Origin of the sequence: Stappia sp. WLB 29, assembly GCF_023507705.1 — a bacterium.
Lineage (GTDB): Bacteria > Pseudomonadota > Alphaproteobacteria > Rhizobiales > Stappiaceae > Stappia.
Map to the genome: position 1 here is coordinate 378,009 of NZ_JALBGD010000002.1, position 26,561 is coordinate 404,569.

Here is a 26,561-nt window from a genome sequence, read left to right on the forward strand (position 1 = left end):
TCAGGCTGATGCCGTGACTGCGAACTCGGTCATCATGCCGGTCGCAAGGTGCGGCATGTGATGGCAATGCAGCATCCAGCGCGCAGCCTCGCCGGCGTCGAGGGCGACATCGACCATCGCCATCGGCGGCACGTGAACCGTGTCGCGCAGGGCCCCGGCGACGCGGCGCCCGTTCAGGCCGACGACCTGGAACACATGCCCGTGCAGATGCATCGGGTGGGCCATCATCGACATGTTGTGGAACGACAGCTCGACCCGCTCGCCGCTGCGCGCGGCGACCGGCTGATGCTGGCCCCAGAGTGCCCCATTGATCGTCCAGACATAGGGCTGCATCGAGCCGCCCAGCATCAGCACATGGCTGCGGTCCACAGGTCGATCAGGCAGGGCATCGCGGGCAATAAGGCGCGCCTCCTGCGCAAGGCCGGTGTCGAAAGCGGGTGCTTCGGACTCCGCCATGGCATCCAGGCGCCGGACCTCGGCACCCTGCGTGGCAAGGATCAGGCCGGTGCGCTCCCGCGCCCCTTCGCGCAGGGCGAGAACCGGCCAGGAGCCGGTTTCCTTCGGCAGGTCGATCTCGATGTCCAGCCGCTGGCCCATCGCCAGCCCGAACCGCGTGCCCGGGACAGGCTGGACGGCGTGCCCGTCCACCGCGACAAGTCGCGCTTCTGCTCCACCGGTTTCGATCCAGAACACCGTCGCCGCGGCGGCATTGATGACCCGAAGCCGGATGCGTCCGCCACGCTCGACCTGCACCACCTCGGGGTCCGACAGGGTCCGGTCGTTGGCGAGATAGGCGTCCCAGTCGTAATCGTTCAGGTCCATGGCCATGCCGCCCATCCGGCCGCCCACGCCCATCATCCCGCCCATACCGGACATGTTGCCCATCGGCATGCTGCCATGATTCATGCTCTGCATCGCCCCCATGCCTTCCATGGGCGCGCCTTGATCGGGCTGCGCAGAGGGACCGGCGCCATCGCCGACATGACCCCTGCTGATCTCCGCCAGCACTTCCTCGGGGGCCCTGAAGGAGAAGTCATGCAGGAACATCACGACCTCCTGCCGGTCGGCGGCGACGTCCTCGGCCGAGCGCACGATCAGCGGCGCGGCCAGCAGTTGCATTTCCTGGGTAGGTACGTGGCTGTGCATCCAGTGTGTGCCCGGCCGCGCCTCGAAGTCGTAGGATCGGGTCTCGCCCGCCGCGAGTACCGGCATCGGCATGTCCGGCACGCCATCCTGAGCATTTGGCGGGATCTGGCCGTGCCAGTGGATTATTGTGCCCACGTCGAGATCGTTGGTCAGATCGACACGGAACTTCTGGCCGGGGTCGAGGACAAGCCCCTGACCGCCGGGGCCGGCAAGACCGAAGACCGTGGCTGCGCGCCCGTTAATGTCGAGCGTCCGGGTTGCAGCGGAGAGGCTGATTGGGGCCACGGTCTGCGCGAAGGCAAGACGGGGCATGTGTGCAGCGCCAATGGCGGCAGCACTTGCGGCGAGAAAGCCGCGTCGCGAAAGGGTGTTCATGGTCGTCTCCTCGGGACATCCGTCCCGTTCATCAATGCCGATGGGACGCCGCGGGCGTCGGCCCGGGCGCGATCAGAGGAGACGGAATTTGGGAGGTCGTTCCTTCAGTCCTGGCGCATGGCCGACGTGGCTTGCCTCGGGCGGGAAGTCGTGTCGGGAAGGCACGTACTCTTGTCCGGCTTTCGCGCTCGGAAACGGCAGGAAGGCCGTGAAACCGGCACAGACGAACTCGCACATGCCGGTGTCGGCGATGCCGCAATGAAGCTGGTCAGCACAGGAGCGTTCGCCGTCACCGGTGACGTGCATCATCTCGCCGACATGAACTACATGATCCTGCCCGGCACTCATGCGCACGGCATGCGCCGGAGTCATCGTTGTGACCACGGCGATCGCGAGCAAGGCGAACATAGTGACGAAGCGATCGATCATCTTGTAGTAGATAGGCTCTGGTCACGATAATGTCCATTGGATCGAGCCACTGGTGACTGCAGGGCGGCGCAGGGCCGTTCCTAGGACGCGGTCTGGCGCCGGGCAAGGCTCAGTCTTGTCTCCGACGGCCTGACGAGGCGAGTGAGGATGGCGCCTAGCACCCGCTCGTTCCCCAGATCCTGCATCGGCAGATGCGAGTGCCCGGCAAGGCCGATATCAGACAGCAGCAGCTCTTCAAGATGCAGTCCGGATGCCGCGCAGGCGGTTCTGCTCGTCTCGCGAAGCGCCTGCCACAGAAGGCTGGACCCGATGAAGTCGCCCCAAACGGCAAGAAGCGGCACGTCGGGAAAGTCCGGTACCTGCGGCAGGCCTGCCGGCTCGACGAGGCAGAGCGAAAGGGCCCCTCCTGTTGCCAGTCCCGAAAGCACCTGAAATGCCGTTGCCGAGCCGCTGCTGTGGGCGATGATGTGGCAGGGGCCGATGCGCCGGATCGCCTTTTCAAGAGCCGCTGCCGCGGCGCTTTCGGTGTCGGGCCAGCGCGGCGACCAGGCATAGGCCCCCTTGATGAAGTGATCCGTCGGAAATCGCTGCCCTGGATGCTCAGCTAGGCCGTCCGGCTGGCGGTGGCCGATGCGGAAGGTTTCCCAGGCGTCCTCGATGGAGCGCATGATCGGGCGCGACGCCCATACGCTTTCCAGAGCGCAGAACCCTGCTCTCCCTCGCTCGACCATGTCGACGACATAGACCGGGTACCCGGCCTCCAGCAGAAGGCGCATCCAGCCCTTGCGTCCGTCGGGAGTGGTTTCCCAGACGGAGCCATTCATGCCTCCGCCATGGATCAGGAGCACCGGTTTCCCTGTCGCAGCTTCGGGGATCATGTACTGGACATACGCCCCCTCGATCGCGTAGCACCCGTTGGGGTCGTGCACGAATTCGGTGATCGTCTCGGTCAGGCGGATTGTCGTGCGGTCTTCGCCGGTTATCTCGGCGAGCCGGCCTCCCACATGGAAGCTGCCGAAATCGGCCAAGACGACCGCGGGGCTTTTCGTCATCACAGCCACCAGAGCACCAGGCCGGGGCAGAAGATAAGGATCCCGGTCAGGATCAGTTCGATCACGACAAACGGGATGCAGCCCTTGAAGGCCTCTGAGATTCTGATGTCCGGATAGGCGCCCTTCACCACGAAGACATTGAGGCCGACCGGCGGCGTGATGACGCCGATTTCGGTCATCTTGGTGACGAGAATACCGAAGAGGACCGGATCGATACCGGCATCGGTGATGATCGGGAAGACGATCGGCATCATCAGCAGGATCATCGAGAGACCGTCGACCACGGCCCCGAGGAACAGAAACGGCAACAGCACGAGGATGAGCAGGACGGTCGGCGACACGTCCTGCATGGCCACCCAGGCCGCAAGATCCTGAGGAACCTGCGTGGCCGACAGGCCGAGGCTGAAAAGTCCGGCGCCGATGATCAGCGCGAAGATCGCGGCCGTGGAGACGGCCGTCTCGATGAAGCCGGAGACCAGTTGCCGGACGTTTCCGCGCAGGCGGAATAGGGCGATGACCAGCGCCATGGTCGCACCGACGCCGGCAGCTTCGGTCGGGGTGGCGACACCGGCATAGATCGATCCGATCACGACAGCGAACAGCAGCCAGAGATCCCACGCCTTCAGCAGTGTCGTCCCGCGCCGCGTCCAGCCCTCCCGCGGCAACACTTGCGTGCTCTGGAAGCCGGAATGAAACCGGGCGAGGAGATGCACCCCGACCATGTAGGCCGCGGCGGTCATGATCCCAGGCAGGATCGCGGCCAGCAGCAGATCGCTTAACCGCGTGCCGGTTGCGATGGAGTAGATGACGAGGACCCCGGAGGGCGGGATCAGGACCCCGAGCGTCCCGCCGGCAGCCACGGCCCCGGCGGCGAGCCTCTCGCTGTAGCCGAACCGGAGCATCTCCGGGATTGCGATCCGCCCGATGGTCGCGGCGGTCGCAACGCTTGTCCCGGACACGGTTGCGAACAGCGCGGAGGCCAGGATGGTGGTCATCGCAAGGCCGCCCCGGATGTGGCCGACCCAGGCCCGAGCCGCCTCGAACGCCCGGCGCGAAATGCCGGCCGAAAAGGCCAGGTGCCCCATCAGCAGGAAAAGCGGCACGATGATCAGGGTCAGCTCCGCCGTGAAGGCGAAGGGCTTGGAGCCGATCAGGAACAGGACTGATTGCCAGCTTCGTGCCAGGGCAAGACCGGCCACTCCGGTCGCTCCGAGCGCGAAGGAAATCGGCGTTCCGATCAGAAGCAGCACGATGAGCATCCCGCCCATCAGGAGGGATATCTCGATCCCGGTCATTGGACGGTTCCTTCGCGATCCTGGACGTGTGCCGGATGGCCGCCCAGAAGCCGGATCAGTTCGACGAAAAGCTGCAGCGTGAGCAGGGACAATCCCACGGCGACTGCAATGCGGCTGGGCCAGACGGGAAAGGAGACGACCCCGAACGTCGTTTCGCCGGAGAGGAAGGACTTGCTGGCGGCGAGAGTCGTCAGCCATGCCAGGAAGCCGACATATCCCAGGCTGACGAGGGTGCTGAGTATCGCCGCGACATGGCGATATCGCGGGGTCAAGGAATCGGTCAGCAGCGTCACGACGAAGTGGGCGCGTTTTGCTTCGGCTGCGGCAAGGCCGAGATAGATCAGCGTGACCAGAAGAAGCGTATTCAGTTCGGCTGCACCGGGAATGGTGTAGCTGACCGTTTTTCGTGCGATCACGTCGGGCGTGACGATGGCCATGATGGCAAGGATGCACAGGCCGCTGATCGAGCCGAGCGCGATATGCGCCCGGTCGATCCATCTCAAGGACAATCCCGTCATGTCAGGGGTCAGTTCGGCTCGGCTTGCAGGCGGTCGAAGCCGGGGGCGTAGTCGGAGCCGGGCTCCTTCTCGGCGACAAGACGCCGAAACTCGTCGAACGTCGCCCTTGCCGGAATTCCTTTCGCTTCCAACTCGTCGATCCAGGTGTTCCAGACCGTCTCGCGGGTCTTCTCGCGCCATTCGGTGTCGACCTTCGGGCTGGTCCGAACGATCTTCAACTGCGGAGCCGCCTTGATCTTGTCGATTGCCGCTGCGATCGAAACGTCGGCAATCTCCAGATATTTCGCGGGCGCACCTGCCGCGACCTCGCTGATCACCGCGCGGTCTTTTTCGGACAGGCTGTCCCAGGTGTTCAGGTTGAATGCCAGCGTCACCGCCGCGTAGACGCCCAGCCGGCCGGCGTCGCCCGCATGGGTCGCAATGTCCTGCAGGCCGACAAGCGTGCTGACGTCGAAGGGGGCCGCTGAGAAACCGTCGATGGCGCCGGACTTGAACGCCTGCACGCCGTCGCCCATTCCCATGGCGACCGGCGTTGCTCCCAGCATTTGCAGGACCTGGGCGACGCCTCCCGAAGCCCGAATGCGCATGCCCTTCAGGTCCTCGGTCGTCTCGATGGGCTTATTGGTCCAGAAGGCGTTTTCGGTCGCCACGAGCGAATAGGCGGGCGTCAGGTTCGCCGCCTTCCATTCCTGCGCCAGCGCGCCGCTCGACAAGCTGAGATCGGTGAAGGCGCGTGCCGCGGCATCGGCATTTTCGGTCACGAAGGGCAGCAGCAGGCCACCGGCCAGCGGCAGCATGTCGGTGTTGTAGACGGCGCCGCCCGTCCCCAGGTCCGCCGCGCCCGAACTCACGCCCGGAAAGACTTCAACAGGGCCCAGAAGCGAGCCGCCGTAGTTTCGTTCGAACTTGATGCGCCCCTCGGTCCTGGCTTCGACCTCGTCCATGAACCAGTCGTCCACTTGGACCCAGGTGAAGCTCTGGGGAAGGTAGGTCGCGTAGGTCAACGTGCGCGTTTCAGCCTGCGCTGCCCCGCTGGACAGGATCGCCACAAGGCCGGCCGCGATGGCTCGAGCCATCCTGGAAGTGACGTGTTTCATCGGGTTCCTCCTCCCTGTCTCCCGGATTGCCCGGATAATTATTCCCATATGGGATCATAATTCCTCCCATATGGCAATAGTTGCGTCTTGACTTGCGACGGGAAAGCAGGATGCGATGGCAGGCATGAACGTGAATGATTTCGTCAGCACCGCCAGTTTCCCGTGGGCGTTCCGCCTTGCCTATGTCGGCAACATGTTTCGCGAGCCGCTCCTGAAGGTCGTCGAGGAAAGGTGGAACCTCTCGCGGCCCGAGTGGACGGTTCTGCTTTGCGTGATGATCCGGGAAGGCATCATCTCGAAGGACATCTGGGAGCTGACGGGACAGCCTCGCAACTCAATCAGCCGGGGCGTCATCAGCCTCGAGAAACGCGGCCTCGTCCGGCGCACTCCCAGTACCCAGGACAAGCGTCAGGTAACGCTGCACCCGACCGCGGATGGAGCGCGCGTCTTCGCTGAAATCGAGCCGCTTTTCGTGGAAAGGGAGGGCGCGTATCTCTCCTGTCTGACCGGCGAGGAATTGCAGCAGTTCCAGGCGATTCTGATCAAGCTCTCGGATCATATTTCTTCCGTCGCGGAGCCTGCCGCGTGAGGCTTGCACCTACAGGACACCGCAGTATTTTTCCTCGCAGAAGGCGCGTGCGGGCTGCATGTCGCTCGTGCACAACCTTGCGAGTTCTTCGAGCTCGCCGTTCCTGACAACGTCGACCATCGCAAAATGTTCGGCTCTGACCTTCTCCGGCAGGAACGGCAAGCCGACGGCGTCGGCGCTCCGGCCGGCACGGATCCGGCCATCGTCGAGAAGCTTGCCGTCTTCATCGCGCTTGCCGGCCAGATCGGCTTTCTCACGACCTCTCTGGCATTCACCCCCGCGCTGACGGTGCTTGCGTCCCCTTCAGGTGGGAGCTGCCGCGCCAGGCAGCCCGTGACGAGTACGCCGTTCGGCGGCTTCAAGGGCAGCGAGGACAACTATCGCGGGCTTGTCGCGCGGGGCGTTTTGGCGCAAGCACCGGCCTGAGCGTGTGACCACATCTGGGGAATGGATATGAAGAAGCTGATCAACGATCCCGCGAACGCCGTTGCAGAAATGGTTGCTGGCCTGGTTGCCACGCAGCCGGGACTGACCAGGATCGCCGGCCGGAACGTTGTGCTGCGCGCCGACCTGCCGGTGCCGGAGCAGCGCAAGGTCGCCATCATCTCCGGCGGCGGCAGCGGCCATGAGCCCGCCCATGCAGGCTATGTCGGCGCCGGCATGCTGACGGCCGCGGTGCTGGGCGACGTGTTCACCTCGCCGAGCGTCGATGCGGTGCTCGAAGCGATCCAGGCGACGGCGGGGCCGGCCGGCGCGCTTCTCATCGTCAAGAACTACACGGGCGACCGGCTCAATTTCGGCCTGGCGGCGGAGATTGCCCGCGCCGGCGGTATTCCGGTCGAGATCGTGGTCGTCGGGGACGACGCGGCGCTCGAGGGCATCGTCGCGCGCGAACGGCGGCGCGGCATCGCCGGCACGGTCCTTGTGCACAAGGTCGCGGGCGCTGTGGCGGAACAGGGCAGGGAGCTTGCCGTCGTCGCGCAGCTGGCCGCCCGTGCAGCCGATGCGGTTCGCTCCATGGGCGTTGCCCTCGGATCCTGCACACTGCCTTCGGCCAAGACTCCGAGCTTCACGCTCGGCGACGAGGAGGTCGAGTTCGGCCTCGGCATTCACGGCGAGATGGGCGCGCGTCGCTCCGCCATGCTGCCGGCAAACCGCATCGTGTCGGACATGCTCGACCGCCTCGTCGAGGATCTGGGTGAGCGGTCCCGCGAGCCGATCGGGCTCGTGGTCAACGGGCTCGGCGCGACGACACAGCTCGAACTGATGATCGTGGCTGGCAACGCGCTCGACGATCTCTCCCGCCGCGGCGTGAAGGTCGCGCGCGTGTGGGCCGGCAATTTCATGACCGCGCTGGAGATGCCGGGCTGCTCCCTTTCGCTGATGCCGCTGGATGACGAACTTTCCGCGCTGATCGACCAGGAGACGGCGGCTCCGGCCTGGCCGGGACCGGGCGTGATCGCGCAGAAGACGGCGGTGGACCCGCCGGCCGCGGCCGACGACATCCTTGCCGGCGAGGTCGACGGCCCGGTTTCGGGCGCCGTGCGCAAGGCCATGCTGGCGATTGCCGAGGCGCTCGATGCGGCCGAGCAGAAGCTGACGGAGCTCGACAGCGTCGCAGGCGACGGCGATCTCGGCGCCAGTATGGTGCGCGGTGCCGTGGCGCTGCGCGGTGTCGCCGCCCAGCAGTTCTCGACGCCCTCGAAGGCCTTCGACGCGCTGGCGCTGGCGCTGCGGCGAGAGATAGCCGGCAGTTCCGGTCCCTTCTATGCGATTGCCCTGATGCGGATCGCAAGGCTGCTCGAGGGCGAGGCCGCACCGTCCGCCGATCTGTGGGGCAAGGCCTTGGCCGAGGCGGCCGAGGCCGTGTCTGCGACGGGTGGCGCAAAGCCCGGCGACCGGACGATGCTCGACGCGCTTTCAGGTGCGATCGAGGGATGGCACGCGGCGCGCGGCGAAGATCGCAATGGCCTCGAAGCGTTCGATGCAGCCGCTGCCGGCGCTGCTCAGGGCGCCCGGAGAACCGCCGAGATGACGCCGAAGCTCGGACGGGCAAGCTATCTGGGCGGACGTGTGCTCGGACACGCCGATGCAGGCGCGACGGCGGTTGCGATCTGGATGGACGCGATCGCCAGGTCGCTTCGCGCCTGAGGCGGCGGCGCTGGCGCTCGCCCGGTCGCGGGAACGCGGCCGGGCTGCTGCACCGCCACCACGTGCAGATGCCGCGTTCCGACCGCAACAGACTTAGGACGAATGGCCATCCGGCCTTCATCAAGGAGTTCGGGGACCAGTTCGCGGCGCTCGCCACCCCGCAATTCTGCGTGCGCGAGACGGGTCTGAAATGGGAACGCGGCGTCGGGGCGGGGCAGACTTGCGCGAAAAAATGGAGTCTTTCATTCATCTATAAGGATGTGCAATCGCACAACGGAACAGTGATGTTGATGTTTCTCCGTGCATTTCGGACTTTCCGGGAAGCGGGCGAGCCGAGGGAGAAAACGCATGTCACTGCAATTGTCGTCACGACAGGTCGCGGAACGGACGCAGGCCGTCGTGGAGGACCTTGCTGAGCTCGAGGGGCCGCTGCTGCCGATCCTGCACGAGGTGCAGAAGGAGTTCGGCTGCGTGCCGGAAGAGGCGCTGCGCACCATTGCAGAGGCACTCAATCTGAGCCGGGCCGAAGTGCACGGCGTTGCGAGTTTCTATCACGATTTCCGCAAGGTGCCGGCGGGCCGCCACGTGCTGAAGATCTGCCGGGCCGAGGCGTGCCAGTCGATGGGCGGCGATGCGCTCGCCGACGGGGTGCGCTCTGCGCTCGGCATCGACTGGCACGAGACGACGCCGGACGGGCGGGTCACGCTGGAGCCGGTCTATTGCCTCGGCCTGTGTTCCTGCGCGCCGGCGGCGATGCTCGACGGCGAACTGCACGGCCGGCTGGACGAGACCGCGATGGGCGAGTTGGTGAAGGAGACGGGCCGATGACCCCGGTGATCTTCGTTCCCAGGGACTCCGCGGCGCTTGCCGTAGGCGCCGACCGTGTGGTCCGGGCGATCGCCCGCGAACTCTCCGCCCGCGGCCTTGAGGCCAGGATCGTCCGCAACGGCTCGCGCGGCATGCACTGGCTGGAGCCGCTCGTCGAGGTGCGCACCGCTCATGGCCGCGTCGCCTATGGCCCGATCACGGAAAAGGACGTGCCCGGCCTGTTCGACGCCGGGTTCCTGGACGGTGGCGATCATCCGCTGTTCCACGGCGAGACGAAGGAGATTCCCTTTCTCAAGGGCCAGACTCGGCTGACCTTCGCCCGCGTCGGCGTCACCGATCCGCTGTCGCTGGAGGACTACCGCCACTACAAGGGCCTGCGCGGGTTGCAGAACGCCATTGCCATGGCGCCGGCGGAGATCGTCGCCACGGTCACCGACAGCGGCTTGCGCGGGCGCGGCGGCGCCGGCTTTCCCACCGGCATCAAGTGGAACACGGTGCTGAAGGCCGAGGCCGACCGCAAATATATCGTCTGCAATGCCGACGAGGGCGACAGCGGCACCTTCGCCGACCGGATGATCATGGAGGGCGATCCCTTCGTGCTGATCGAGGGCATGGCGATTGCCGGCATCGCGACCGGGGCGACCAAGGGTTACATCTACACCCGCTCCGAATATCCGCATGCCATCGCCACCATGCGCGAGGCCATCGAGATCGCCCGCCGGGAGGGCATTCTCGGCACCTCGGTGCTGGGCTCGCGCCACGCGTTCGACATGGAGGTGCGCGTCGGCGCCGGCGCCTATGTCTGTGGCGAGGAGACCTCGCTGCTCAACAGCCTGGAGGGCAAGCGCGGGGTCGTGCGGGCCAAGCCGCCGCTGCCGGCCTTGCGCGGCCTCTTCGGCCGGCCGACGGTGGTCAACAACGTGCTCTCGCTGGCCTCCGTGCCGGTGATCCTGGACCGGGGCGCGGCCTTCTATCGCGATTTCGGCGTCGGCCGCTCGCGTGGTACAATGCCGATCCAGCTTGCCGGCAACATCCGCCATGGCGGGCTCTACGAGACCGCCTTCGGCGTGACGCTCGGCGCTCTGGTCAACGAGATCGGCGGCGGCACGGCGAGCGGCCGTCCGGTGCGCGCGGTCCAGGTCGGCGGTCCGCTCGGCGCCTACTTTCCGCCCGCGCTGTTCGACACGCCGTTCGACTATGAAGCCTTCGCGGCGCAGGACGGCTTGATCGGCCATGCCGGCATCGTCGTCTTCGACGACACGGTCGACATGCTGAAGCAGGCGCGCTTCGCCATGGAGTTCTGCGCCATCGAGAGCTGCGGCAAATGCACGCCCTGCCGGATCGGCGCGGTGCGCGGTGTCGAGACGCTGGACAAGATCGCGGGCGGCGAGCGGCCCGAGGCGCAGGTCGACCTGCTGAAGGACCTTTGCGACACGATGAAGGCCGGCTCGCTCTGCGCGCTCGGCGGCTTCACGCCCTATCCGGTCCTCAGCGCGCTGACCCATTTCCCTCAGGATTTCAGCCCCCGGCCGATGGCCGAAGCGGCGGAGTAGACCGATGACCCTGATCAAGGAAACCGACTACGGCACACCGGCCTCGACGTCGGACAAGACCGTCACGCTGACCATCGACGGCTTCGAGGTCACCGTGCCGGAAGGCACGTCCGTGATGCGGGCCTCGATGGAGACCGGCATCCGGATCCCCAAGCTCTGCGCCACCGACATGGTCGATGCCTTCGGCTCCTGCCGGCTTTGCTTGGTGGAGATCGAGGGGCGGCGCGGCACGCCGGCCTCCTGCACCACGCCGGTGGAACCGGGCATGGTGGTGCATACCCAGACCGGGCGGCTGAAGCAGCTGCGCCGCGGGGTGATGGAGCTCTACATCTCCGACCATCCGCTCGATTGCCTGACCTGCGCGGCCAATGGCGACTGCGAACTGCAGGACATGGCCGGCGTCGTCGGCCTGCGCGACGTGCGCTACGGCCATGACGGCGACAACCATGTCAAGGCGCGCGATGGCCTGGGCGAGGTCAACGCCCGCTGGATGCCGAAGGACGAGAGCAACCCGTATTTCACCTACGACCCGTCCAAATGCATCGTCTGCTCGCGCTGCGTCAGGGCCTGCGAGGAGGTGCAGGGCACCTTCGCGCTGACCATCGAGGGGCGCGGCTTCGACAGCCGCGTCTCGCCGGGCATGCACGAGGACTTCCTGTCCTCCGAATGCGTTTCGTGCGGCGCTTGCGTCCAGGCCTGCCCGACGGCGACCTTGCAGGAAAAGTCGGTGATCGAGATCGGCCAGCCGGAACATTCGGTGGTCACGACCTGCGCCTATTGCGGTGTCGGCTGCTCGTTCAAGGCGGAGATGCGCGGCGACGAGCTGGTGCGCATGGTGCCCTACAAGGACGGCAAGGCGAACCGCGGCCACAGCTGCGTCAAGGGACGCTTCGCCTATGGCTATGCCGCCCACAAGGACCGAATCCTGAGCCCCATGATCCGCGAGAAGATCACCGATCCCTGGCGGGAAGTGTCCTGGGAGGAGGCGCTGGGCTTCGCCGCGACGAAGCTGCGCGCCATCCAGTACGAGCTCGGCAAGGACGCCATCGGCGTCATCACTTCCTCGCGTTGCACCAACGAGGAGACCTATCTGGTGCAGAAGCTGGCGCGCGCGGTGTTCGGCAACAACAACACCGATACCTGCGCCCGCGTCTGCCACTCGCCGACCGGCTACGGCCTCGGCCAGACCTTCGGCACCTCCGCCGGCACCCAGGACTTCGACAGCGTCCAGCATGCCGATGTGGTCGTGGTGATCGGCGCCAATCCGACCGACGGACACCCGGTCTTCGCCTCGCGGCTGAAGAAACGGCTGCGCCAGGGGGCGAAGCTGATCGTCATCGATCCGCGCCGCATCGACCTGGTCAGGATGCCGCATGTGCAGGCGTCGCATCACTTGGCGCTGCGTCCGGGCACCAATGTGGCGGTGGTAACGGCGATGGCCCATGTCATCGTCACCGAAGGCCTGTTCGACGAGACCTTCATCCGCGAGCGCTGCGACTGGGACGAGTTCCAGGACTATGCGGAGTTCGTGTCCGACCCGAAGCACAGTCCGGAAGCGGTGGAGGCGCTGACCGGCGTCCCGGCGCAGGAGCTGCGCGCCGCGGCCCGGCTTTACGCTCGCGGCGGCAACGGCGCGATCTATTACGGCCTCGGCGTCACCGAGCACAGCCAGGGCTCGACCACGGTCATCGGCATCGCCAACCTTGCCATGCTCACCGGCAATATCGGCCGGCCGGGCGTCGGCGTGAACCCGCTGCGCGGCCAGAACAACGTGCAGGGCTCCTGCGACATGGGCTCGTTCCCGCATGAGCTTCCCGGCTACCGCCATGTCAACGGGCGGGAGGTGCGCGACATCTTCGAAAAGCTGTGGGGCGTCGAGATCTCCGACGAGCCGGGCCTGCGCATTCCCAACATGCTGGATGCAGCGGTCGAGGGCACGTTCAAGGGGCTCTACTGCCAGGGCGAGGACATCCTGCAGTCGGATCCCGACACGCGCCATGTCTCGGCCGGCCTTGCGGCGATGGACTGCGTCATCGTCCACGACCTGTTCCTCAACGAGACGGCCAACTACGCCCATGTCTTCCTGCCGGGCTCGACCTTCCTGGAGAAGGACGGGACCTTCACCAACGCGGAACGTCGGATCAACCGGGTCCGCAAGGTGATGGCGCCGAGGAACGGCTATGCGGACTGGGAAGTGACCCAGATGCTGGCCAATGCGATGGGCGCCAACTGGTCCTACACCCACCCCTCGCAGATCATGGACGAGATCGCCGCGACGACGCCGAGCTTTGCCAATGTCTCCTACGAGATGCTGGACAAGAAGGGTTCGGTGCAGTGGCCGTGCAACGACAAGACGCCGGACGGCTCGCCGATCATGCATGTCGACGGTTTCGTGCGGGGCAGGGGCCGGTTCATCCGCACCGACTACGTGGCGACGGACGAGAAGACCGGGCCGCGCTTCCCGCTCCTGCTCACCACGGGCCGCATCCTGTCGCAGTACAATGTCGGCGCACAGACCCGGCGCACCGCCAATGTGGTCTGGCATGCGGAGGACGTGCTGGAGATCCATCCGCACGATGCGGAGACGCGCGGCGTCAAGGACGGCGACTGGGTGAAGCTCGCCAGCCGCTCGGGCGAGACGGCCTTGCGGGCGCAGATCACCGACCGCGTGTCGCCGGGCGTCGTCTACACCACGTTCCATCACCCGACGACACAGGCCAACGTGATCACCACCGACTATTCCGACTGGGCGACCAACTGCCCGGAATACAAGGTGACGGCGGTGCAGGTGATGCCGTCCAACGGCCCGACCGACTGGCAGGAGAAATACGAGGAATTCTCGACCCTGTCGCGGCGGATCGAGGCTGCCGAGTAGCCGCATGGTCACCCATCGCCCCGCCTCCGGCACCGCCTATCGCAACGGCCGCTTCTCCGCCTCCACCAGGGAGCTTGCGGAGGAGGTGGCGGTGGCGATCAGCTATAACGGCACGTCCCATGCCGTGCTGATGGCAACACCGGCCGATCTGGAGGATCTCGCCTACGGCTTCTCGCTCACGGAAGGGCTGGTCGCCTCGGTGGCGGAGGTCGAGGAGGTCGCCGCGGTCGATTGCGGCCGCGGCCTCGACCTGCAGGTCAGTCTTGCCGGCGATGCCAGCGCGCGGCTCGGCGAGCGGCGCCGGTCGATGGCCGGGCCGGTCGGCTGCGGGCTGTGCGGGATCGAAAGCCTGGAGGCGGCGATGCGCCAGATCGCATCCGTTTCCGCCGAGGTTCGGCTCGCGCCGGCCGAGGTGTCGCGTGCTGTTGCCGCGATGGCCAAGGCGCAGGCGCTGAACCTGCGCACCCGTGCCGTCCACGCTGCGGGCTTTTGGCAGAGCGAGCGCGGGCTCGTTCTGGTGCGCGAGGATGTCGGCCGGCACAATGCGCTCGACAAGCTGATCGGCGCGGCGGCGCGGGCCGGCATCGACATGGCGACGGGGGCCATCGTCCTCACCAGCCGGTTGTCCATCGAACTGGTGCAGAAGACGGCGGTCGCCGGCTGCGGCATCCTCGTCGCGGTCTCCGCGCCCACCGCCCTTGCCGTCGACGAAGCCGAGGCCGCCGGCATCACCCTCGCGGCCGTCGCGCGCGGCGACGAATTCGAACTCTTCACGCATCCGCAAAGGATCATCGGGGGAAGCCTCAAAGATGTCGCCTGACAAACTGACCTACATGGCCAACCAGATCGGCGGCTTCTTCCGGACCCGCCCGCATGACGAGGCGGTGGCCGGGATCGCCGACCACATCAGCAAGTTCTGGGAGCCGCGCATGCGCAACCAGCTCTTCGCCATGCTGGAGGCGGGCGGTGCCGGCTTCGATCCGCTGGTGGTCGAGGCAGCTCCCGCCATCCGCAAGCCGAAGCAGGCCGCCTGAGCGGCGCCCCTGTCGCATCGATTTTCGCCCTCCGGATTTCGCTCCCTCAAAAGACCTCCTATAAGGGCGGCGCCGAGGCGGCTCGCAAGGCTGGCCTGCGGCGCTTGAGCGGCAAGGGGAGTAGAGGCGTGACCACGATCTATGTCGATGCGGATGCCTGTCCGGTGAAGGACGAGGTGGAACGCGTCGCGAGCCGGCTCGATGTGCCGGTCGTGCTCGTGTGCAACGGCGGCCTGCGCCCATCCTCCAACCGCTTGATATCCTTAAAGGTCGTTGCCGAAGGCCCGGACGAGGCCGACAAGTGGATCGCCGAGCAATGCGGTCCGGGCGATGTGGTGGTGACCGCCGACCTGCCGCTTGCCGACCGCTGCGTGAAAGCGGGGGCGCATGTGCTGCAGCACGACGGCCAGATTCTCGATACGGCCAATATCGGCGGCCGGCTCGCGACCCGTGACCTGATGCAGGACATTCGCGCCGCCGATCCCTTCCATCAGGGCGGCGGGCGTTCCTTCTCCAAGGCCGACCGCTCCCGCTTCCTGCAATCGCTCGACCGGCTGACCCGGCGCGCACTCAACGGCGCCTGACGGCCGCCTTAGTCGCCATCGGTCTCTGGCGATTGCTGCCGGCAGACCTGGATCACCTGATCGCGCAGCCAGACATGGGCCGGCGACAGGTGGGTGCTCTTGTGCCACATCATCTGGATGTCGAGCGGCGGCAGGTCGATCGGCGGCGAGAAGGTGACGAGGTCGAATTTCGCGGTGAACAGCCGGGCGAGACGCTCGGGCATGGTCGCGACAAGGTCCGAACGCTCCAGCAGGAACGGCACGCCGACGAAGTCCGGTTTGGAGATCGCCACCCGGCGCACCAGGTTCAGCTTGGCCAGGGATTCGTCCAGCACGGCGCGGTACATGGTCGCCTCGGCCGGCTCGATGGCGACATGGTCGAGATTGCAGAAGCCGGCCAGAGTCAGGTCGCCGGAAATCGCCGGATTGCCGCGCCTGGCAAGGCACACCATCTTGTCGGAAAACATCCTGCGCGAGATCAGGTCGCCCGGCGCATCGGGAAAATAGGATACCGTCAGGTCGACGCTGCCCTCTCCGAAGACGCGCGCGAGACGAAACGGGTCCGGCCCGACGATGCGCAGCCGCACCTCCGGTGCGAGGTCCCGGAACCGCTGCTGCAGCGAGGGGATCAGGATCGCGTCGATATAGTCGGTCAGGATCAGCGTGAAGGTGCGGCGCGAGCGCAGCGGATCGAAGCCGCCGCTGTCGTCGACCAGACCTTCCATCTCGCGGATCAGGATCTGCGCCCGTTCGTGCAGGCCGCGCGCCACGTCGGTCAGGACGTGCTTGTTGCCCTGGCGGATCAGCAGCGGATCGTCGAAGATCGCGCGCAGGCGCTTCAACGTCATGCTCATCGCCGGCTGGCTCATGCCGAGCCGGTTCGCAGCCTGGCTGACATGCCGGTCGCGCAGCAGGGCGTCGAGCGCCCGCAGGTCCTTCAGGCTGTAGTCGGGGCCAGCCATTTCATACTCTTCAGCTATTCGGAAATCGAATGAAACATATCAAGGCAAGCCGATTGCTGCAAACGATCCCCTCGCGCCATTCTCCATCGTGATAGTTCTCCGTAGTTGCACGGAGGGCAAAACCGGCAGCGCCGGTTATCACGCAACCAGGCCAGGGAGGTCGTAATGGCTTTGAAGACGATCCGCGTCACCCGTGAGGAGATGCGCAAGCGCGTTGCCCTTTTCTCCGAACTCAAGGGGTTCGACGGCGGACTGCCGGACAGCAATCATCCCGAGTGCAAGCGCACGCTGTACAACGTCGTCGGCTTCCAGCCGCCGGAGGGATCCGATGTCGCGACGACCTCGCCGGTCGGCGCACAGGCTGCGGAAAACGCATCGATCAAGATCTCCGAGGGCTTCAATCTCGGCTATTGCCACGCCAAGCCCGGCAAGGGACCGATGATGCACAACCACGATACCAACGAGACCTTCATTCCGATGACCGGCCGTTGGCGCTGTTCGTGGGAAGTCGATGGCCAGGTCGAGGCCTTCGAGCTCGGCCCGCACGACGTCATCTCGTTTCCTCCGGGCGTCCAGCGCCGCTTCGAGAACATCACCTTCGACGAGCCGGACAAGGAGCATCTGCTGATGTTCGTCATCGGCGGCAACCAGCCGAAGGCCGAGTTCTCGCCGGGTGCCATGGACGAGTTGCGCGAGCGGGGCCTGCTGGAAAGCTGATGGCCTCTGGCGCAAACCTGACGGGAAGGCCGCTTGCCGCGCTGGACGCGGCTTTTCCCAGGACGCAGGGCGCGAACGGTGCCCTGTCGTTTCGCCGGTCCGCTTCGCCGGCGGGCCGGCCCGTGATCCTGTTGCCGGGCGCGAGCGGCACTTCGGAGTTCTTCTGCCTTGCCGCGCCGCTGCTGGCGGCCGGCGGCGTGGATCCGGTGCTGGTCGACTATCCCGGCACGCTCGCCCCGCGCGAGCTTGCCCGGCGAACCGAGCGCCTGGCGCGGGATCTCGGCCTTGCGGCGCCTGTCGCCTTGGGCTGTTCCTACAGCGCCTGGTGGCTGCAGCATGCGGCCACGGACGGGCCGTTCGACGCGCTGATCCTGTGCAACGGCTTCGTCGAGGCAGAGGATCTCAAGCCGCATCCGCTGTTCGACCATGCTGCGATTGCGGCAACGCCAGCGGCAGGCTTGCGCGAGGAGTGGCGCGAGCGCGCGGCATCCGCACCGCCGGCGATGCTGTCCGAGCTTCTGCTGCAGGCCATGACGGGATGGCTGGCGGCGGAGGACCTGAAGGGCCGCCTGCTGGAGGTGACCTCGTCGCTGCCGGTGCCCCCGGGCGAGCGTTTCGCCGGTCCGGTGACGGTGGTCGACTGCCATGACGATCCGATTGTCGGCGAGCGGGCCAGGGCCCTGTTCCGCGAGAGCTGGCCGGTCGCCGCTCACCGGGAAATTTCCGGTGGACACTATCCTTATGTCAACGCCCCGGAGGAGTTTGCACGCACCGTGCTGGCAGCCATCTGAGGCAGGAATACCTGGGAGGGAAAAAATGAAACTGGGCACGTGGATCAAGGGGTTCGGCGGGAGCGTGTGCGCTGCGGCGCTGCTGCTTGCCGGCACGTTCGGGGCGCAGGCGGACAGCTTCCTGCTGCGCATGGGCGGCGGCCACACGACCGGCCTGACCTATATCGCCACCTATGACACGTTCTTCGCCGACGAGGTGCAGAAGCGGGTCAAGCAGCGTACGGGGCACGACATCCGCTTCATCAAGGCCTGGGGCGGCAGCGTCGCCAAGGTCGACGGCGCCGTCGAGGCGGTGCAGCGCGGCACGCTCGACATCGGCCTGTCGCCCATCGGCTTCGAGCAGTCGCGGGCGGCGCTTTTGAACTACAGCGCCATGGTCCCCTTCACCACATCCGATCCGGTGCTGCAGGGGCGGGTCGCCTCGCGCATGCTTGCCGAGGTGCCGAGCCTGCAGGAGAGCATGGAGCCTTACAACGCCCATATCCTGTCGATGATGGTCACCGAGGCCTACGGCCTTGCCACCAGCTTCGACTGGACGACCATCGACGAGCTCCGCGGCCGGCGCATCGCCATGGCCGGCACCAACGCGCCGCTGTTCGTGCCGATCGGCGCCGCGCCGGTCAATCTCGGCATCGGAGAGCACTACCAGGCGATGCAGACGGGCCTTGCCGAAGGCAGCCTGTTCTTCATCTCCGGCATGGAAGCCTTCCAGCTCAAGGAAGTGTCCTCGACCTTCACCCGGACCGGCTTCGGCTCGCTGGCGACCTTCGTCTCCTTCATGAACAAGGACACCCGCGCGCGGCTGCCCGAGGACGTAGTGGCGATCATCGACGAGGTTGCGGCCGAGGCGGCGGTGATCGTCGCCGAGCGCAGTGCCGAGCGCGACCGCCAACTCGCCGAGAAGCTTGCGGCCGAGGGCATCACCGTGCGCGATCTCTCCGACGAGCAGCGGGCCCGCTGGGCACGGGCGGTGACCGACATTCCGGTCACCTCGATTGCCGGCCTGGAAGATCGCGGCTATCCCACCGCGGAGGTGCTGAGGACCTATATCCGGATCCTCGGCGAGGAAGGCTATACCTTCCCGACGGACTACCAGTTCTAAGTGAGGCGAAGCCGGCCGGGCGCCACGTCCGGCCCGCTTTCGTCTTGTGCCGTCCGTCCAACCGGTGGAAAGACATGGAACGCTTCATCAATCGGGCGGCGAGCCTGCTGGCGGATCTCGGCAGCCTCGTCGTCTATCTCTGTGCCGGGCTCATCGTCTATGACGTGTGCGCCCGCCTTGCCTTCGGGCGACCCTTCGCCGGCACGGCCGATCTCGTCGCCATCGCGCTGGTCCTCGTCACCTTCCTGCAGGCGATGAAGGCGCTGCTGCAGGACCGGCTGCTGCAGATGACGCTGCTTTTGGAAAAGCTGCCGGGCGCGGTGCTGAAGCTTGCCGTGACGCTGGCCAATCTGGTCGGCGCGGGGCTGTTCCTGTGCCTTGCCGCGATCTCCGTCGAACCCATCGAGCAGGCCTACCGGACCCGCGAGTTCTTCGGCACCGATGCGTTCCGCGTCACCGCTTGGCCGGTGCGCCTCGCGGTCGCGCTGCTGTGGTGCATGCTGGCGGTCGCCTTCCTGAGCAAGGCCCGCACCACCTTCATGAGGAGCACGCGATGATCGAACAGACCGCGGTCATCGCCCTTGGCCTCATCTTCGTGCTGGCGCTGGCGGGCGTGCATATCGCGCTGGCCTTTCTCATCGGCTCCACCGTCGGGCTCTACCTGCTGTTCCAGGACTGGTGGATGACGCTCGGCCTGTTGCAGCAGACGGCCTTCGACGGCATTCGCGACTACAATCTGATGGTGATCCCGCTGTTTGCGGTGATGGGCCTGCTGATCGCCCGCTCGGGCGCGGCGACAGACCTCTTCTCCGCCGCCAATCGCACGTTCTCCCGCGTGCCGGCGCGTCTTGCGGTGGCAACGGTTGCGGGCAACGCCTTCTTTGCGGCGGTGACCGGCGTCGGCGTCGCGGCGGCCGCCACCTTCAGCCACATCGCCTATCCCTCGATGCAGGCGGCCGGCTATCGCCGCAGCTTCGCCGCCGGCTGCATCGCCGGCTCCTCGGTGCTGGGCCTCCTGATCCCGCCGTCGGTCTTCATGATCGTCTGGGCGATTCTGACGGAGCAGTCCATCGGCCGGCTGTTCGCCGCCGGCGTCCTGCCGGGCATCGCGCTGGCCGTGCTCTTCGCGCTCTACTGCGTGGTGCGGGCGATCCGCAATCCGCAGATCGTGCAAGCCGAGACCGCCATCGCGCCGGACAGCGCGCCGCGGCCCGATCCGGTCGGCATCTTCGGCATCCTGGCGATCATCGTCGTCACGCTCGGCGGCATCTGGGGCGGCTTCTTCACCCCGACGGAAGGAAGCGCCGTCGGCCTTGCCGGCGCGCTTCTGCTCTCCCTCGCAAAGGGCATGAGCCGGGGCGCCATCGTCGAGGCGACCCGCGAGGCGGGCATGGTGGTCACGCCGATCATGCTGCTGTTGCTGGGCGCGGCGATGTATTCGAAGCTGCTGGCGCTTGCCGGCATCCCGCAGGTGGTGGGCATGCTGTTCGAGACGATGGAGCTCGGGCCTACCGGCACGGTTCTGGTGATGGCGGCGATCTGGCTGGTGCTCGGCTGCTTCGTCGACAGCATCTCGATCATGCTGCTGACCGTGCCGCTGTTCTGGCCCATCGCGCAGGCGATGGGCATCGATGCGGTGGTCTTCGCCATCGTCGGCATCCTGGTGATCGAGGCCGGCGTGCTGACGCCGCCCTTCGGCATCGGCGCCTTCGTGGTGCTGGCGGCGATCCCGGACAGGGAGCTGCGCCTCTCCGAGGTGTTCCGCGGCCTTGCACCCTACTGGATCATGATCCTCGGCATCGCCGTCGCGGTCTATGTGTTCCCGCCGCTGGCGACCCTGGTGCCCTCGCTGCTTTGACGTCGCGGCGCGGCGGTAAACGACCGCCGCGCCGCAGGTTTTCTCCCGTCAGCTGTCGTAGGCGATGACGGTCTGCCGCTGGGCTCCGAGTTTTTCCACCGACAGCTCCACCACATCGCCCTCGCGCAGGAAGCGCGGCGGGGTGAAGCCGAGGCCGACGCCTTCCGGCGTGCCGGTGGCGATGATGTCGCCGGGCATCAGCCGCATGAAGCGCGACATGTAGGAGATGATCGTGGCGACGCCGAAGATCATGTCCGAGGTCGAGCTGTCCTGCATCGTCTCGCCATTGACCGACAGGGTGAGGGCGAGATCCTGCGGGTCGCCGACCTCGTCCGGCGTCACCAGCCAGGGGCCGAGCGGGCCGAAATTCGGGGCCGACTTGCCCTTGATCCACTGGCCGCCGCGCTCGATCTGGAAGGCGCGCTCGCTGACATCGTTGACCGTGCAATAGCCGGCGACATGGGAGAGGGCACCGGCTTCCTCGACATGCTCGCAGACCCGGCCGATGACGATGCCGAGCTCCACTTCCCAGTCGGTCTTGACCGAGCCTTTCGGCAGGATGATCGGGTCGTTCGGCCCGCAGATGCAGGACGTCGCCTTGGAGAAGAGCACCGGCTCGGCCGGCTCCGGATTGTTGGTCTCGCGGGCATGGCGGGTATAGTTCAGCCCGACCGCGAAGAAATTGCGCGCCGCACCGACGCACGGACCGATGCGGGTGCCGGCCGGCACTTCGGGCAGCGCGGCAAGGTCGGTGCCCTTGAGCCGGTCCAACGTCTCGCAGGAGAGCGTTTCCGGCGTGAAATCGTCGATCAGGCCGGAAAGATCGCGGATCGTGCCGGCCGCGTCGAGGCAACCGGGCTTTTCCGCGCCCGCCGGTCCAAAGCGGAGAAACTTCATGGGTCGTCCTTTCGGGTCTTGAAACGGGATGCGCCGCTCAGGCCGGGCGCAGGATCATGTCGGCGGCCTTTTCGGCGATCATCACCACGGGCGTTGCCGTATTGCCGGAGACGATGCGGGGCATGATCGAGGCATCGACCACCCTCAGGCCCGCCAGGCCGCGCAGACGCAACTGCGGGTCGACCACCGCCCGCTCGTCGCCGCCCATCCGGCAGGTTCCGACGGGGTGGAAGATGGTCGTGCCGATGTCGCCCGCCGCGTGGATCAGCTCGGCATCGGAGACGATCTCCGCGCCCGGCAGGGCTTCTTTCGGCGTATATTTGCGCAGGGCCGGCATGGTCATCAGCTTTCGGGCATGCAGCAACGAGCGGCGGGCGATCTCGCGGTCGCCGGCGGTGTTCAGATAGCGCGGCGCGATCTGCGGCGGGTCGTCCGGCCTGCCGGACATGTGCACGCTGCCCCGGCTTTCGGGGCGCAGATTGCACACCGACACTGTGACCGCCGGATAGGGGTGCAGCGGCTCGCCGAGCCGGTCGGTGGACAGCGGCTGGATGTGGTATTCCAGATCCGGCGTTGCCTGGTCCGGGCCGCTGCGGGTGAAGATGCCGAGCTGGCTCGGCGCCATCGACAGCGGGCCCGAGCGGCGCCACAGATATTCCGCCGCCATCGAGATCTTGCCGGTCAGCGAGTTGGCGATCTGGTTCAGCGTCAGCGCGTTCTCGACGCGGAACACCATGCGCAGCTGCAGGTGGTCCTGCAGGTTCTCGCCGACCTCCTCCATATGCTGCACGACATCGATGCCGGCTTCCTTCAGGCGCGCGCCCTGGCCGATGCCGGAGCGTTCCAGCAGCACCGGCGAGTGGATCGCGCCCGCGGCCAGCAGCACCTCGCCGCGCGTGCGCGCTTCGCCCCGCCTGTTTCCGCGGGAAAAGGCGACGCCGACGGCGCGCCCGTCCTCAATGAGAATGCGCTCCACCTCGGCATGGGTGACGAGGCGCAGGTTGGGGCGTTTCAAGGCCGGCTTCAGGAAGGCGCGGGCGGCGCTCCAGCGCCGGCCGTTCTTCTGGTTGACCTCGAAATAGCCGGCGCCCTCGTTGTCGCCGGCGTTGAAGTCGGTGCTGCGGGGAATGCCCATTTCCGCCGCCGCCGCCTGCACGTCCTCCAGCAACTGCCATTTAAGCCGCTGGCGCGCGACCTTCCATTCGCCGCCCTCGCGGTGCAGCCGACCGTCGCCGCCCGGCCGGTCTTCCGAGCGCAGGAAGTGCGGCACCACGTCCTCCCAGCTCCAGCCGGTGTTGCCGAGCGCGGCCCAGCCGTCGTAGTCGGCGGCCTGTCCGCGCATGGAGATCATGCCGTTGATGGAGCTGCAGCCGCCCAGCACCTTGCCGCGCGGATAGGCGAGGGAGCGGCCGTTCAGACCGTCCTCGGGCTGGGTGCGCAGCATCCAGTCGGTGCGCGGGTTGCCCATGCAGTAGAGATAGCCGACCGGGATGTGGATCCAGGGATAGGTGTCGCGGCCGCCGGCTTCCAGCAGCAGGACGCGGGTGCGCGGGTCTTCGCTCAGGCGGTTGGCGAGCACGCATCCGGCGGTTCCCGCGCCGATGATGATGTAGTCGTAGTCGCCGTCGAGGGTGGACGTCATGAAGGTATCCGAAGGGGCTGTGTTGGAGGCGAGCGGCCGGCGTCAGTAGAGGGCGATGCCGGGGAAGAGGATCAGGATCGCCACCGCCAGGACCTGCAGGCAGATGAAGGGCACCAGCGAGCGGAAGATCTCGCCGAGCGATATCTCCGGCGGGGTCACGCTCTTGAGGTAGAAGGCGGCCGGTCCGAAGGGCGGCGTCAGGAACGACACCTGCATGTTCATGGCGAAGAGCACGCCGAACCACACCGGGTCATAGCCGAGGCCGATCACGATCGGGACGAAGATCGGCATGGTCAGCAGCGCGATGCCGACCCAGTCCAGGAACATGCCCAGCACGAAGAGGATGACCATCATCAGCAGGATGATGACGGTGGGCGAGTCCGAGACGCCGGTGATCAGCGAGGAGATGAAACGGATGCCGCCCATCAGGTTGTAGACGCCGACCAGCGCGCTGGCGCCGATGCCGATCCACATGATCATGCCGACGGTGGCCAGCGTGTGCATCGCCGCGTCGAGCAGCATGGAGAAGGAGAACTCGCGCCGCAGGATCGTCGAGACGATGACGCCGGCAACGCCGATGGCAGAGGCCTCCGTCACCGAGGCGATGCCGCCGTAGATCGAGCCGAGCACCACCGAGACGACGAGAATGGGCAGGACGAGGCCGCGCAGCAGGGGCAGCATCTCGGAGAAGGACGGGCGGTCTTCCGGTGGCGGCGGGGCGACCGTGGGATCGGTGTAGGAGCGGAAGAGGATATAGGCGATGTAGAGGCCGGCCAGCATGAAGCCCGGCACGAAGGCGGCGGTGAACAGTTCGCCGACGGACACGTTGGCAGTCAGGCCGTAGATGATCAGCACGATGGAGGGCGGCACCATGGTGCCGAGCGCACCGCCGGCGCACACGACGCCGATGGCCAGATGCTTGTCGTATCCGAGGCGCAGCATCTGCGGCAGCGCGACGAGGCCGAGCAGCACGATCTCGCCGCCGATGATGCCGCTCATCGCCGCCAGGATCACCGCGACGAAGACGGTCTGCACCGCGACCCCGCCGCGCAGGCGGCCGCCGACCAGCTTCATGGCGTCGAACAGATCCCGCGCAATGCCGGAGCGGTCGAGGATCGCCGCCATCAGCACGAACATCGGCACGGAGACGAAGACGAAGGAGGAGACGAAGGAATAGACGCGGCTGGTGATCAGAGGCACCGCATTGGGGCCGAACCAGCCGATGGCGAAGACGAGCGCCACCAGCAGGGTGACCAGCGCCAGCGGCATGCCGGTGAGCAGAAGGGCCACCAGCAGGGCGAACAGGACCAGCGTGCCGTATTCGATGCCGAGCGCCTTCAGGTTCAGGCCGAGATCGAGAAGGTCAAGCATCGTCGTGCCTCTCAGGCCTTGCGAGGCCGCGCAGGTAATTGAAGGTGAGGACCAGGAACTGGAGGCTCATCGTCACCAGGACGGCGAACAGGAAAACTTTCAGGACCGCCGGGGCGGGCGAGTTCCAGGCGCTGCCGCTTGTTTCCAGCGCGAAGCTGCCGTCGGGGCGATAAATCGCCTTCCGCGCCATCAGCCAGGCGGCCCAGGCGAAGGATAGGCTGGCGCCGAGGCAGGCGAGGGAGATCAGCACGTCGAGCAGGTTGCGCAGGCGCGGGCCGACGAGGTCGTAGATCAGCACGACACGGATGTGGCTGTTGCGCGCGACGCAGTAGAGGCCGCCGAAGATGAAGGTGAGGGCGCTGAGGAAGGTCGTCGTCTCGTGGGCCCAGGTGGTCGGCGAGTTGAAGACGTAGCGCAGGAAGATCTCCAGCACGAGCACGGCCATCGCAACGATGATGCCGACGGCGAAAAGCCGTGCGATCCGGGTGATGGCCCAGCCGAGCCGCCCGGCTTCCGGCAGGTGTTCGAGCCGCCTTGCGGGGGCACCGGCGATGCCGGCTATGTCTGGACGCGGGTCCGGGGCTTCGGACATGGGGAGCCACTCCGGTCTGGGGCGCGGTGCTGTCGGGTGTTCTTGGGCAAAAGGCCCGGGCGCACGGGATGTGCGCCCGGGGGGCATGCGGGCCTGGCTCAGTTCAGCAGGCCCTGGCTTTCCAGGTAGGTGGTCAGCGTGTCGTAGACCTTGCGGGCGTTGTCCGAACGCTCGGCGATCTTGGCCCACTGATCCATGGCGATGGTGCGGAACCGGGCCCGCTCGTCCGCCGGCCAGTTGTGGACGGTGATGTTCGGATCGGCGGTGGCTTCCGCATAGGTCTTCAGGTCGTTCATCGACAGGATGGCGACCGAATCCTGCGCGAAGTCGCGCACCGAGACGGTGAGGATCGCCTGCAGGTCGGCCGGCAGGGCGTTCCACTTCTCGAGGTTCATCGACACCTCGACCAGCGGCATGGAGTGGAAGCCGGGATAGACGGGATGCGGGGCGACCTTGTGCAGGCCCTGCTGGTGATTGGTCGAGAACACGGTGGAGTCCGCGGCATCGATCACGCCCTTGTCGAGCGCGGTATAGACCTCCGAATAGGGAAGGTTAACCGGCACCGCGCCGGCGGCGGCGAAGACTTCCTGGATCAGGCCTTCCGGAGCGCGGACCTTCAGGCCCTTGAGGTCGTCGACCCCGTCGAGCGGACGGGCGGAGACGAACCCTTCCAGGCCCGTCGTGGTGGCGCCGATGAAGCGCAGGCCGTAGGGGCCTTCCAGCTCGTTCATCAGCTCGTGGCCGCCACCATAGTTGATGAAGCGGAACATCTCGTCGGGCGACGACCAGGCGCCGATCGGGTTGGCGATCAGGCCGAAGGCCGGGTCCTTGCCGGAGAAGTAGCTGACATCGGTGATATGGCCGTCGAGAATGCCGGAGCCGACGGCGTCCTGGGTCTCGTTGTATTCGACCACGGCGCCGACCGGCAGCAGTTCGATGACGAGGCGGCCGCCCGACATTTCCTTCACCCGTTCGGTCCAGGCCTGCTGGATGGCGAAGTTCGGGTTGCCGGCCGGGTCGACCGACTGGAACGTGAACTCGAACTCCTGCGCCAGGGCACCGGTGCCGGCCAGCATGCCGGTGGCCAGGATGGCGGTTGCAAGCATCTTTCTCATGGTTTTCCT

Annotated in this window: 26 protein-coding genes; 14 read left to right on the forward strand and 12 right to left on the reverse strand. The window is 66.6% G+C overall.

Annotated features, from left to right (window positions below):
• The 6 genes from MNI96_RS05025 to dctP (MNI96_RS05050) form a co-directional block, all read right to left on the reverse strand.
• Nucleotides 1–1,521, reverse strand: coding sequence for a multicopper oxidase family protein (locus tag MNI96_RS05025; RefSeq protein WP_249690913.1), 1,521 nt, complete (start codon nt 1,519–1,521; stop codon nt 1–3).
• A 72-nt stretch (nt 1,522–1,593) separates the two neighbouring features.
• Entirely contained in the window at nt 1,594–1,950 is a 357-nt protein-coding gene (locus MNI96_RS05030; RefSeq protein ID WP_249690915.1) for a hypothetical protein, read from the reverse strand.
• 80 nt (nt 1,951–2,030) lie between these two features.
• Entirely contained in the window at nt 2,031–3,002 is a 972-nt protein-coding gene (locus tag MNI96_RS05035; protein WP_249690916.1) for an alpha/beta hydrolase family protein, read from the reverse strand.
• Nucleotides 3,002–4,297: a TRAP transporter large permease gene (locus MNI96_RS05040; RefSeq protein ID WP_249690917.1), complete on the reverse strand. Its 1,296-nt coding sequence runs from the start codon at nt 4,295–4,297 to the stop codon at nt 3,002–3,004. Before MNI96_RS05040 ends, MNI96_RS05035 begins: the two co-directional genes overlap by 1 nt.
• The gene (locus MNI96_RS05045; RefSeq protein WP_249690918.1) at nt 4,294–4,800 is read right to left on the reverse strand and encodes a TRAP transporter small permease subunit; all 507 of its coding nucleotides are present in this window, start codon (nt 4,798–4,800) and stop codon (nt 4,294–4,296) included. Before MNI96_RS05045 ends, MNI96_RS05040 begins: the two co-directional genes overlap by 4 nt.
• A 23-nt stretch (nt 4,801–4,823) precedes the next feature.
• Complete coding sequence (gene dctP, locus MNI96_RS05050) at nt 4,824–5,912, reverse strand: TRAP transporter substrate-binding protein DctP (RefSeq protein ID WP_249690919.1); 1,089 nt, start codon at nt 5,910–5,912, stop codon at nt 4,824–4,826.
• 115 nt (nt 5,913–6,027) lie between these two features.
• Between dctP (MNI96_RS05050) and MNI96_RS05055 the strand changes: the two genes are divergently transcribed.
• The 9 genes from MNI96_RS05055 (at nt 6,028) to MNI96_RS05095 (ending at nt 15,526) form a co-directional block, all read left to right on the forward strand.
• Nucleotides 6,028–6,501, forward strand: coding sequence for a MarR family winged helix-turn-helix transcriptional regulator (locus tag MNI96_RS05055; protein WP_249690920.1), 474 nt, complete (start codon nt 6,028–6,030; stop codon nt 6,499–6,501).
• Between the two features lie 3 nt (nt 6,502–6,504).
• Entirely contained in the window at nt 6,505–6,927 is a 423-nt protein-coding gene (locus MNI96_RS05060; RefSeq protein WP_249690921.1) for a hypothetical protein, read from the forward strand.
• Nucleotides 6,928–6,954: 27 nt separating this feature from the next.
• Nucleotides 6,955–8,652, forward strand: coding sequence for a dihydroxyacetone kinase family protein (locus MNI96_RS05065; protein ID WP_249690922.1), 1,698 nt, complete (start codon nt 6,955–6,957; stop codon nt 8,650–8,652).
• A gap of 348 nt (nt 8,653–9,000) precedes the next feature.
• On the forward strand, nt 9,001–9,480 hold the full coding sequence (locus MNI96_RS05070) for a formate dehydrogenase subunit gamma (RefSeq protein WP_249690923.1): 480 nt from the start codon (nt 9,001–9,003) through the stop codon (nt 9,478–9,480).
• On the forward strand, nt 9,477–11,033 hold the full coding sequence (locus tag MNI96_RS05075) for a formate dehydrogenase beta subunit (protein WP_249690924.1): 1,557 nt from the start codon (nt 9,477–9,479) through the stop codon (nt 11,031–11,033). The genes MNI96_RS05070 and MNI96_RS05075 overlap by 4 nt, the downstream gene beginning before the upstream one ends.
• A gap of 4 nt (nt 11,034–11,037) precedes the next feature.
• Nucleotides 11,038–13,908 (forward strand): formate dehydrogenase subunit alpha, encoded by a 2,871-nt coding sequence (gene fdhF / locus MNI96_RS05080; protein ID WP_249690926.1) that lies wholly within the window; start codon nt 11,038–11,040, stop codon nt 13,906–13,908.
• A 4-nt stretch (nt 13,909–13,912) separates the two neighbouring features.
• Nucleotides 13,913–14,728, forward strand: coding sequence for a formate dehydrogenase accessory sulfurtransferase FdhD (fdhD, locus tag MNI96_RS05085; RefSeq protein ID WP_249690928.1), 816 nt, complete (start codon nt 13,913–13,915; stop codon nt 14,726–14,728).
• On the forward strand, nt 14,718–14,942 hold the full coding sequence (locus MNI96_RS05090) for a formate dehydrogenase subunit delta (protein ID WP_249690929.1): 225 nt from the start codon (nt 14,718–14,720) through the stop codon (nt 14,940–14,942). The genes fdhD and MNI96_RS05090 overlap by 11 nt, the downstream gene beginning before the upstream one ends.
• Before the next feature lie 128 nt (nt 14,943–15,070).
• Complete coding sequence (locus MNI96_RS05095) at nt 15,071–15,526, forward strand: YaiI/YqxD family protein (protein ID WP_249690930.1); 456 nt, start codon at nt 15,071–15,073, stop codon at nt 15,524–15,526.
• Between the two features lie 8 nt (nt 15,527–15,534).
• Here MNI96_RS05095 and MNI96_RS05100 read toward each other — a convergent pair whose 3' ends face one another.
• Nucleotides 15,535–16,467: a LysR family transcriptional regulator gene (locus tag MNI96_RS05100; RefSeq protein ID WP_249690931.1), complete on the reverse strand. Its 933-nt coding sequence runs from the start codon at nt 16,465–16,467 to the stop codon at nt 15,535–15,537.
• A gap of 165 nt (nt 16,468–16,632) precedes the next feature.
• On the opposite strand from MNI96_RS05100, the gene MNI96_RS05105 reads away from it, so the two are divergent.
• The 5 genes from MNI96_RS05105 to MNI96_RS05125 all read left to right on the forward strand — a co-directional run bounded on the left by MNI96_RS05105 (nt 16,633) and on the right by MNI96_RS05125 (nt 20,935).
• Complete coding sequence (locus tag MNI96_RS05105) at nt 16,633–17,184, forward strand: cupin domain-containing protein (protein ID WP_249690932.1); 552 nt, start codon at nt 16,633–16,635, stop codon at nt 17,182–17,184.
• Nucleotides 17,184–17,975, forward strand: coding sequence for an alpha/beta fold hydrolase (locus MNI96_RS05110; protein ID WP_249690933.1), 792 nt, complete (start codon nt 17,184–17,186; stop codon nt 17,973–17,975). The genes MNI96_RS05105 and MNI96_RS05110 overlap by 1 nt, the downstream gene beginning before the upstream one ends.
• A gap of 25 nt (nt 17,976–18,000) precedes the next feature.
• The gene (dctP, locus tag MNI96_RS05115) at nt 18,001–19,077 is read left to right on the forward strand and encodes a TRAP transporter substrate-binding protein DctP (protein ID WP_249690934.1); all 1,077 of its coding nucleotides are present in this window, start codon (nt 18,001–18,003) and stop codon (nt 19,075–19,077) included.
• Nucleotides 19,078–19,151: 74 nt separating this feature from the next.
• Nucleotides 19,152–19,634 carry a TRAP transporter small permease gene (locus MNI96_RS05120; RefSeq protein WP_249690935.1) on the forward strand — a complete coding sequence of 161 codons (483 nt, stop codon included), beginning with the start codon at nt 19,152–19,154 and terminating at the stop codon, nt 19,632–19,634.
• Entirely contained in the window at nt 19,631–20,935 is a 1,305-nt protein-coding gene (locus tag MNI96_RS05125) for a TRAP transporter large permease (protein ID WP_249690936.1), read from the forward strand. The genes MNI96_RS05120 and MNI96_RS05125 overlap by 4 nt, the downstream gene beginning before the upstream one ends.
• A 48-nt stretch (nt 20,936–20,983) precedes the next feature.
• On the opposite strand, the gene MNI96_RS05130 is transcribed toward MNI96_RS05125, so the two are convergent.
• The 5 genes from MNI96_RS05130 to MNI96_RS05150 all read right to left on the reverse strand — a co-directional run bounded on the left by MNI96_RS05130 (nt 20,984) and on the right by MNI96_RS05150 (nt 26,552).
• On the reverse strand, nt 20,984–21,832 hold the full coding sequence (locus tag MNI96_RS05130) for a fumarylacetoacetate hydrolase family protein (RefSeq protein ID WP_249690938.1): 849 nt from the start codon (nt 21,830–21,832) through the stop codon (nt 20,984–20,986).
• 37 nt (nt 21,833–21,869) lie between these two features.
• A complete protein-coding gene (locus MNI96_RS05135) occupies nt 21,870–23,474 on the reverse strand; it encodes a GMC family oxidoreductase (RefSeq protein WP_249690940.1) in 1,605 nt (534 codons plus the stop codon).
• A 42-nt stretch (nt 23,475–23,516) separates the two neighbouring features.
• Nucleotides 23,517–24,845, reverse strand: a complete 1,329-nt coding sequence (locus MNI96_RS05140; protein ID WP_249690943.1) for a TRAP transporter large permease — start codon at nt 24,843–24,845, stop codon at nt 23,517–23,519.
• Nucleotides 24,838–25,437, reverse strand: coding sequence for a TRAP transporter small permease subunit (locus tag MNI96_RS05145; RefSeq protein ID WP_249690945.1), 600 nt, complete (start codon nt 25,435–25,437; stop codon nt 24,838–24,840). Before MNI96_RS05145 ends, MNI96_RS05140 begins: the two co-directional genes overlap by 8 nt.
• Before the next feature lie 98 nt (nt 25,438–25,535).
• A complete protein-coding gene (locus MNI96_RS05150; RefSeq protein WP_249690947.1) occupies nt 25,536–26,552 on the reverse strand; it encodes a TRAP transporter substrate-binding protein in 1,017 nt (338 codons plus the stop codon).
• Between the last annotated feature and the right edge of the window lie 9 nt (nt 26,553–26,561).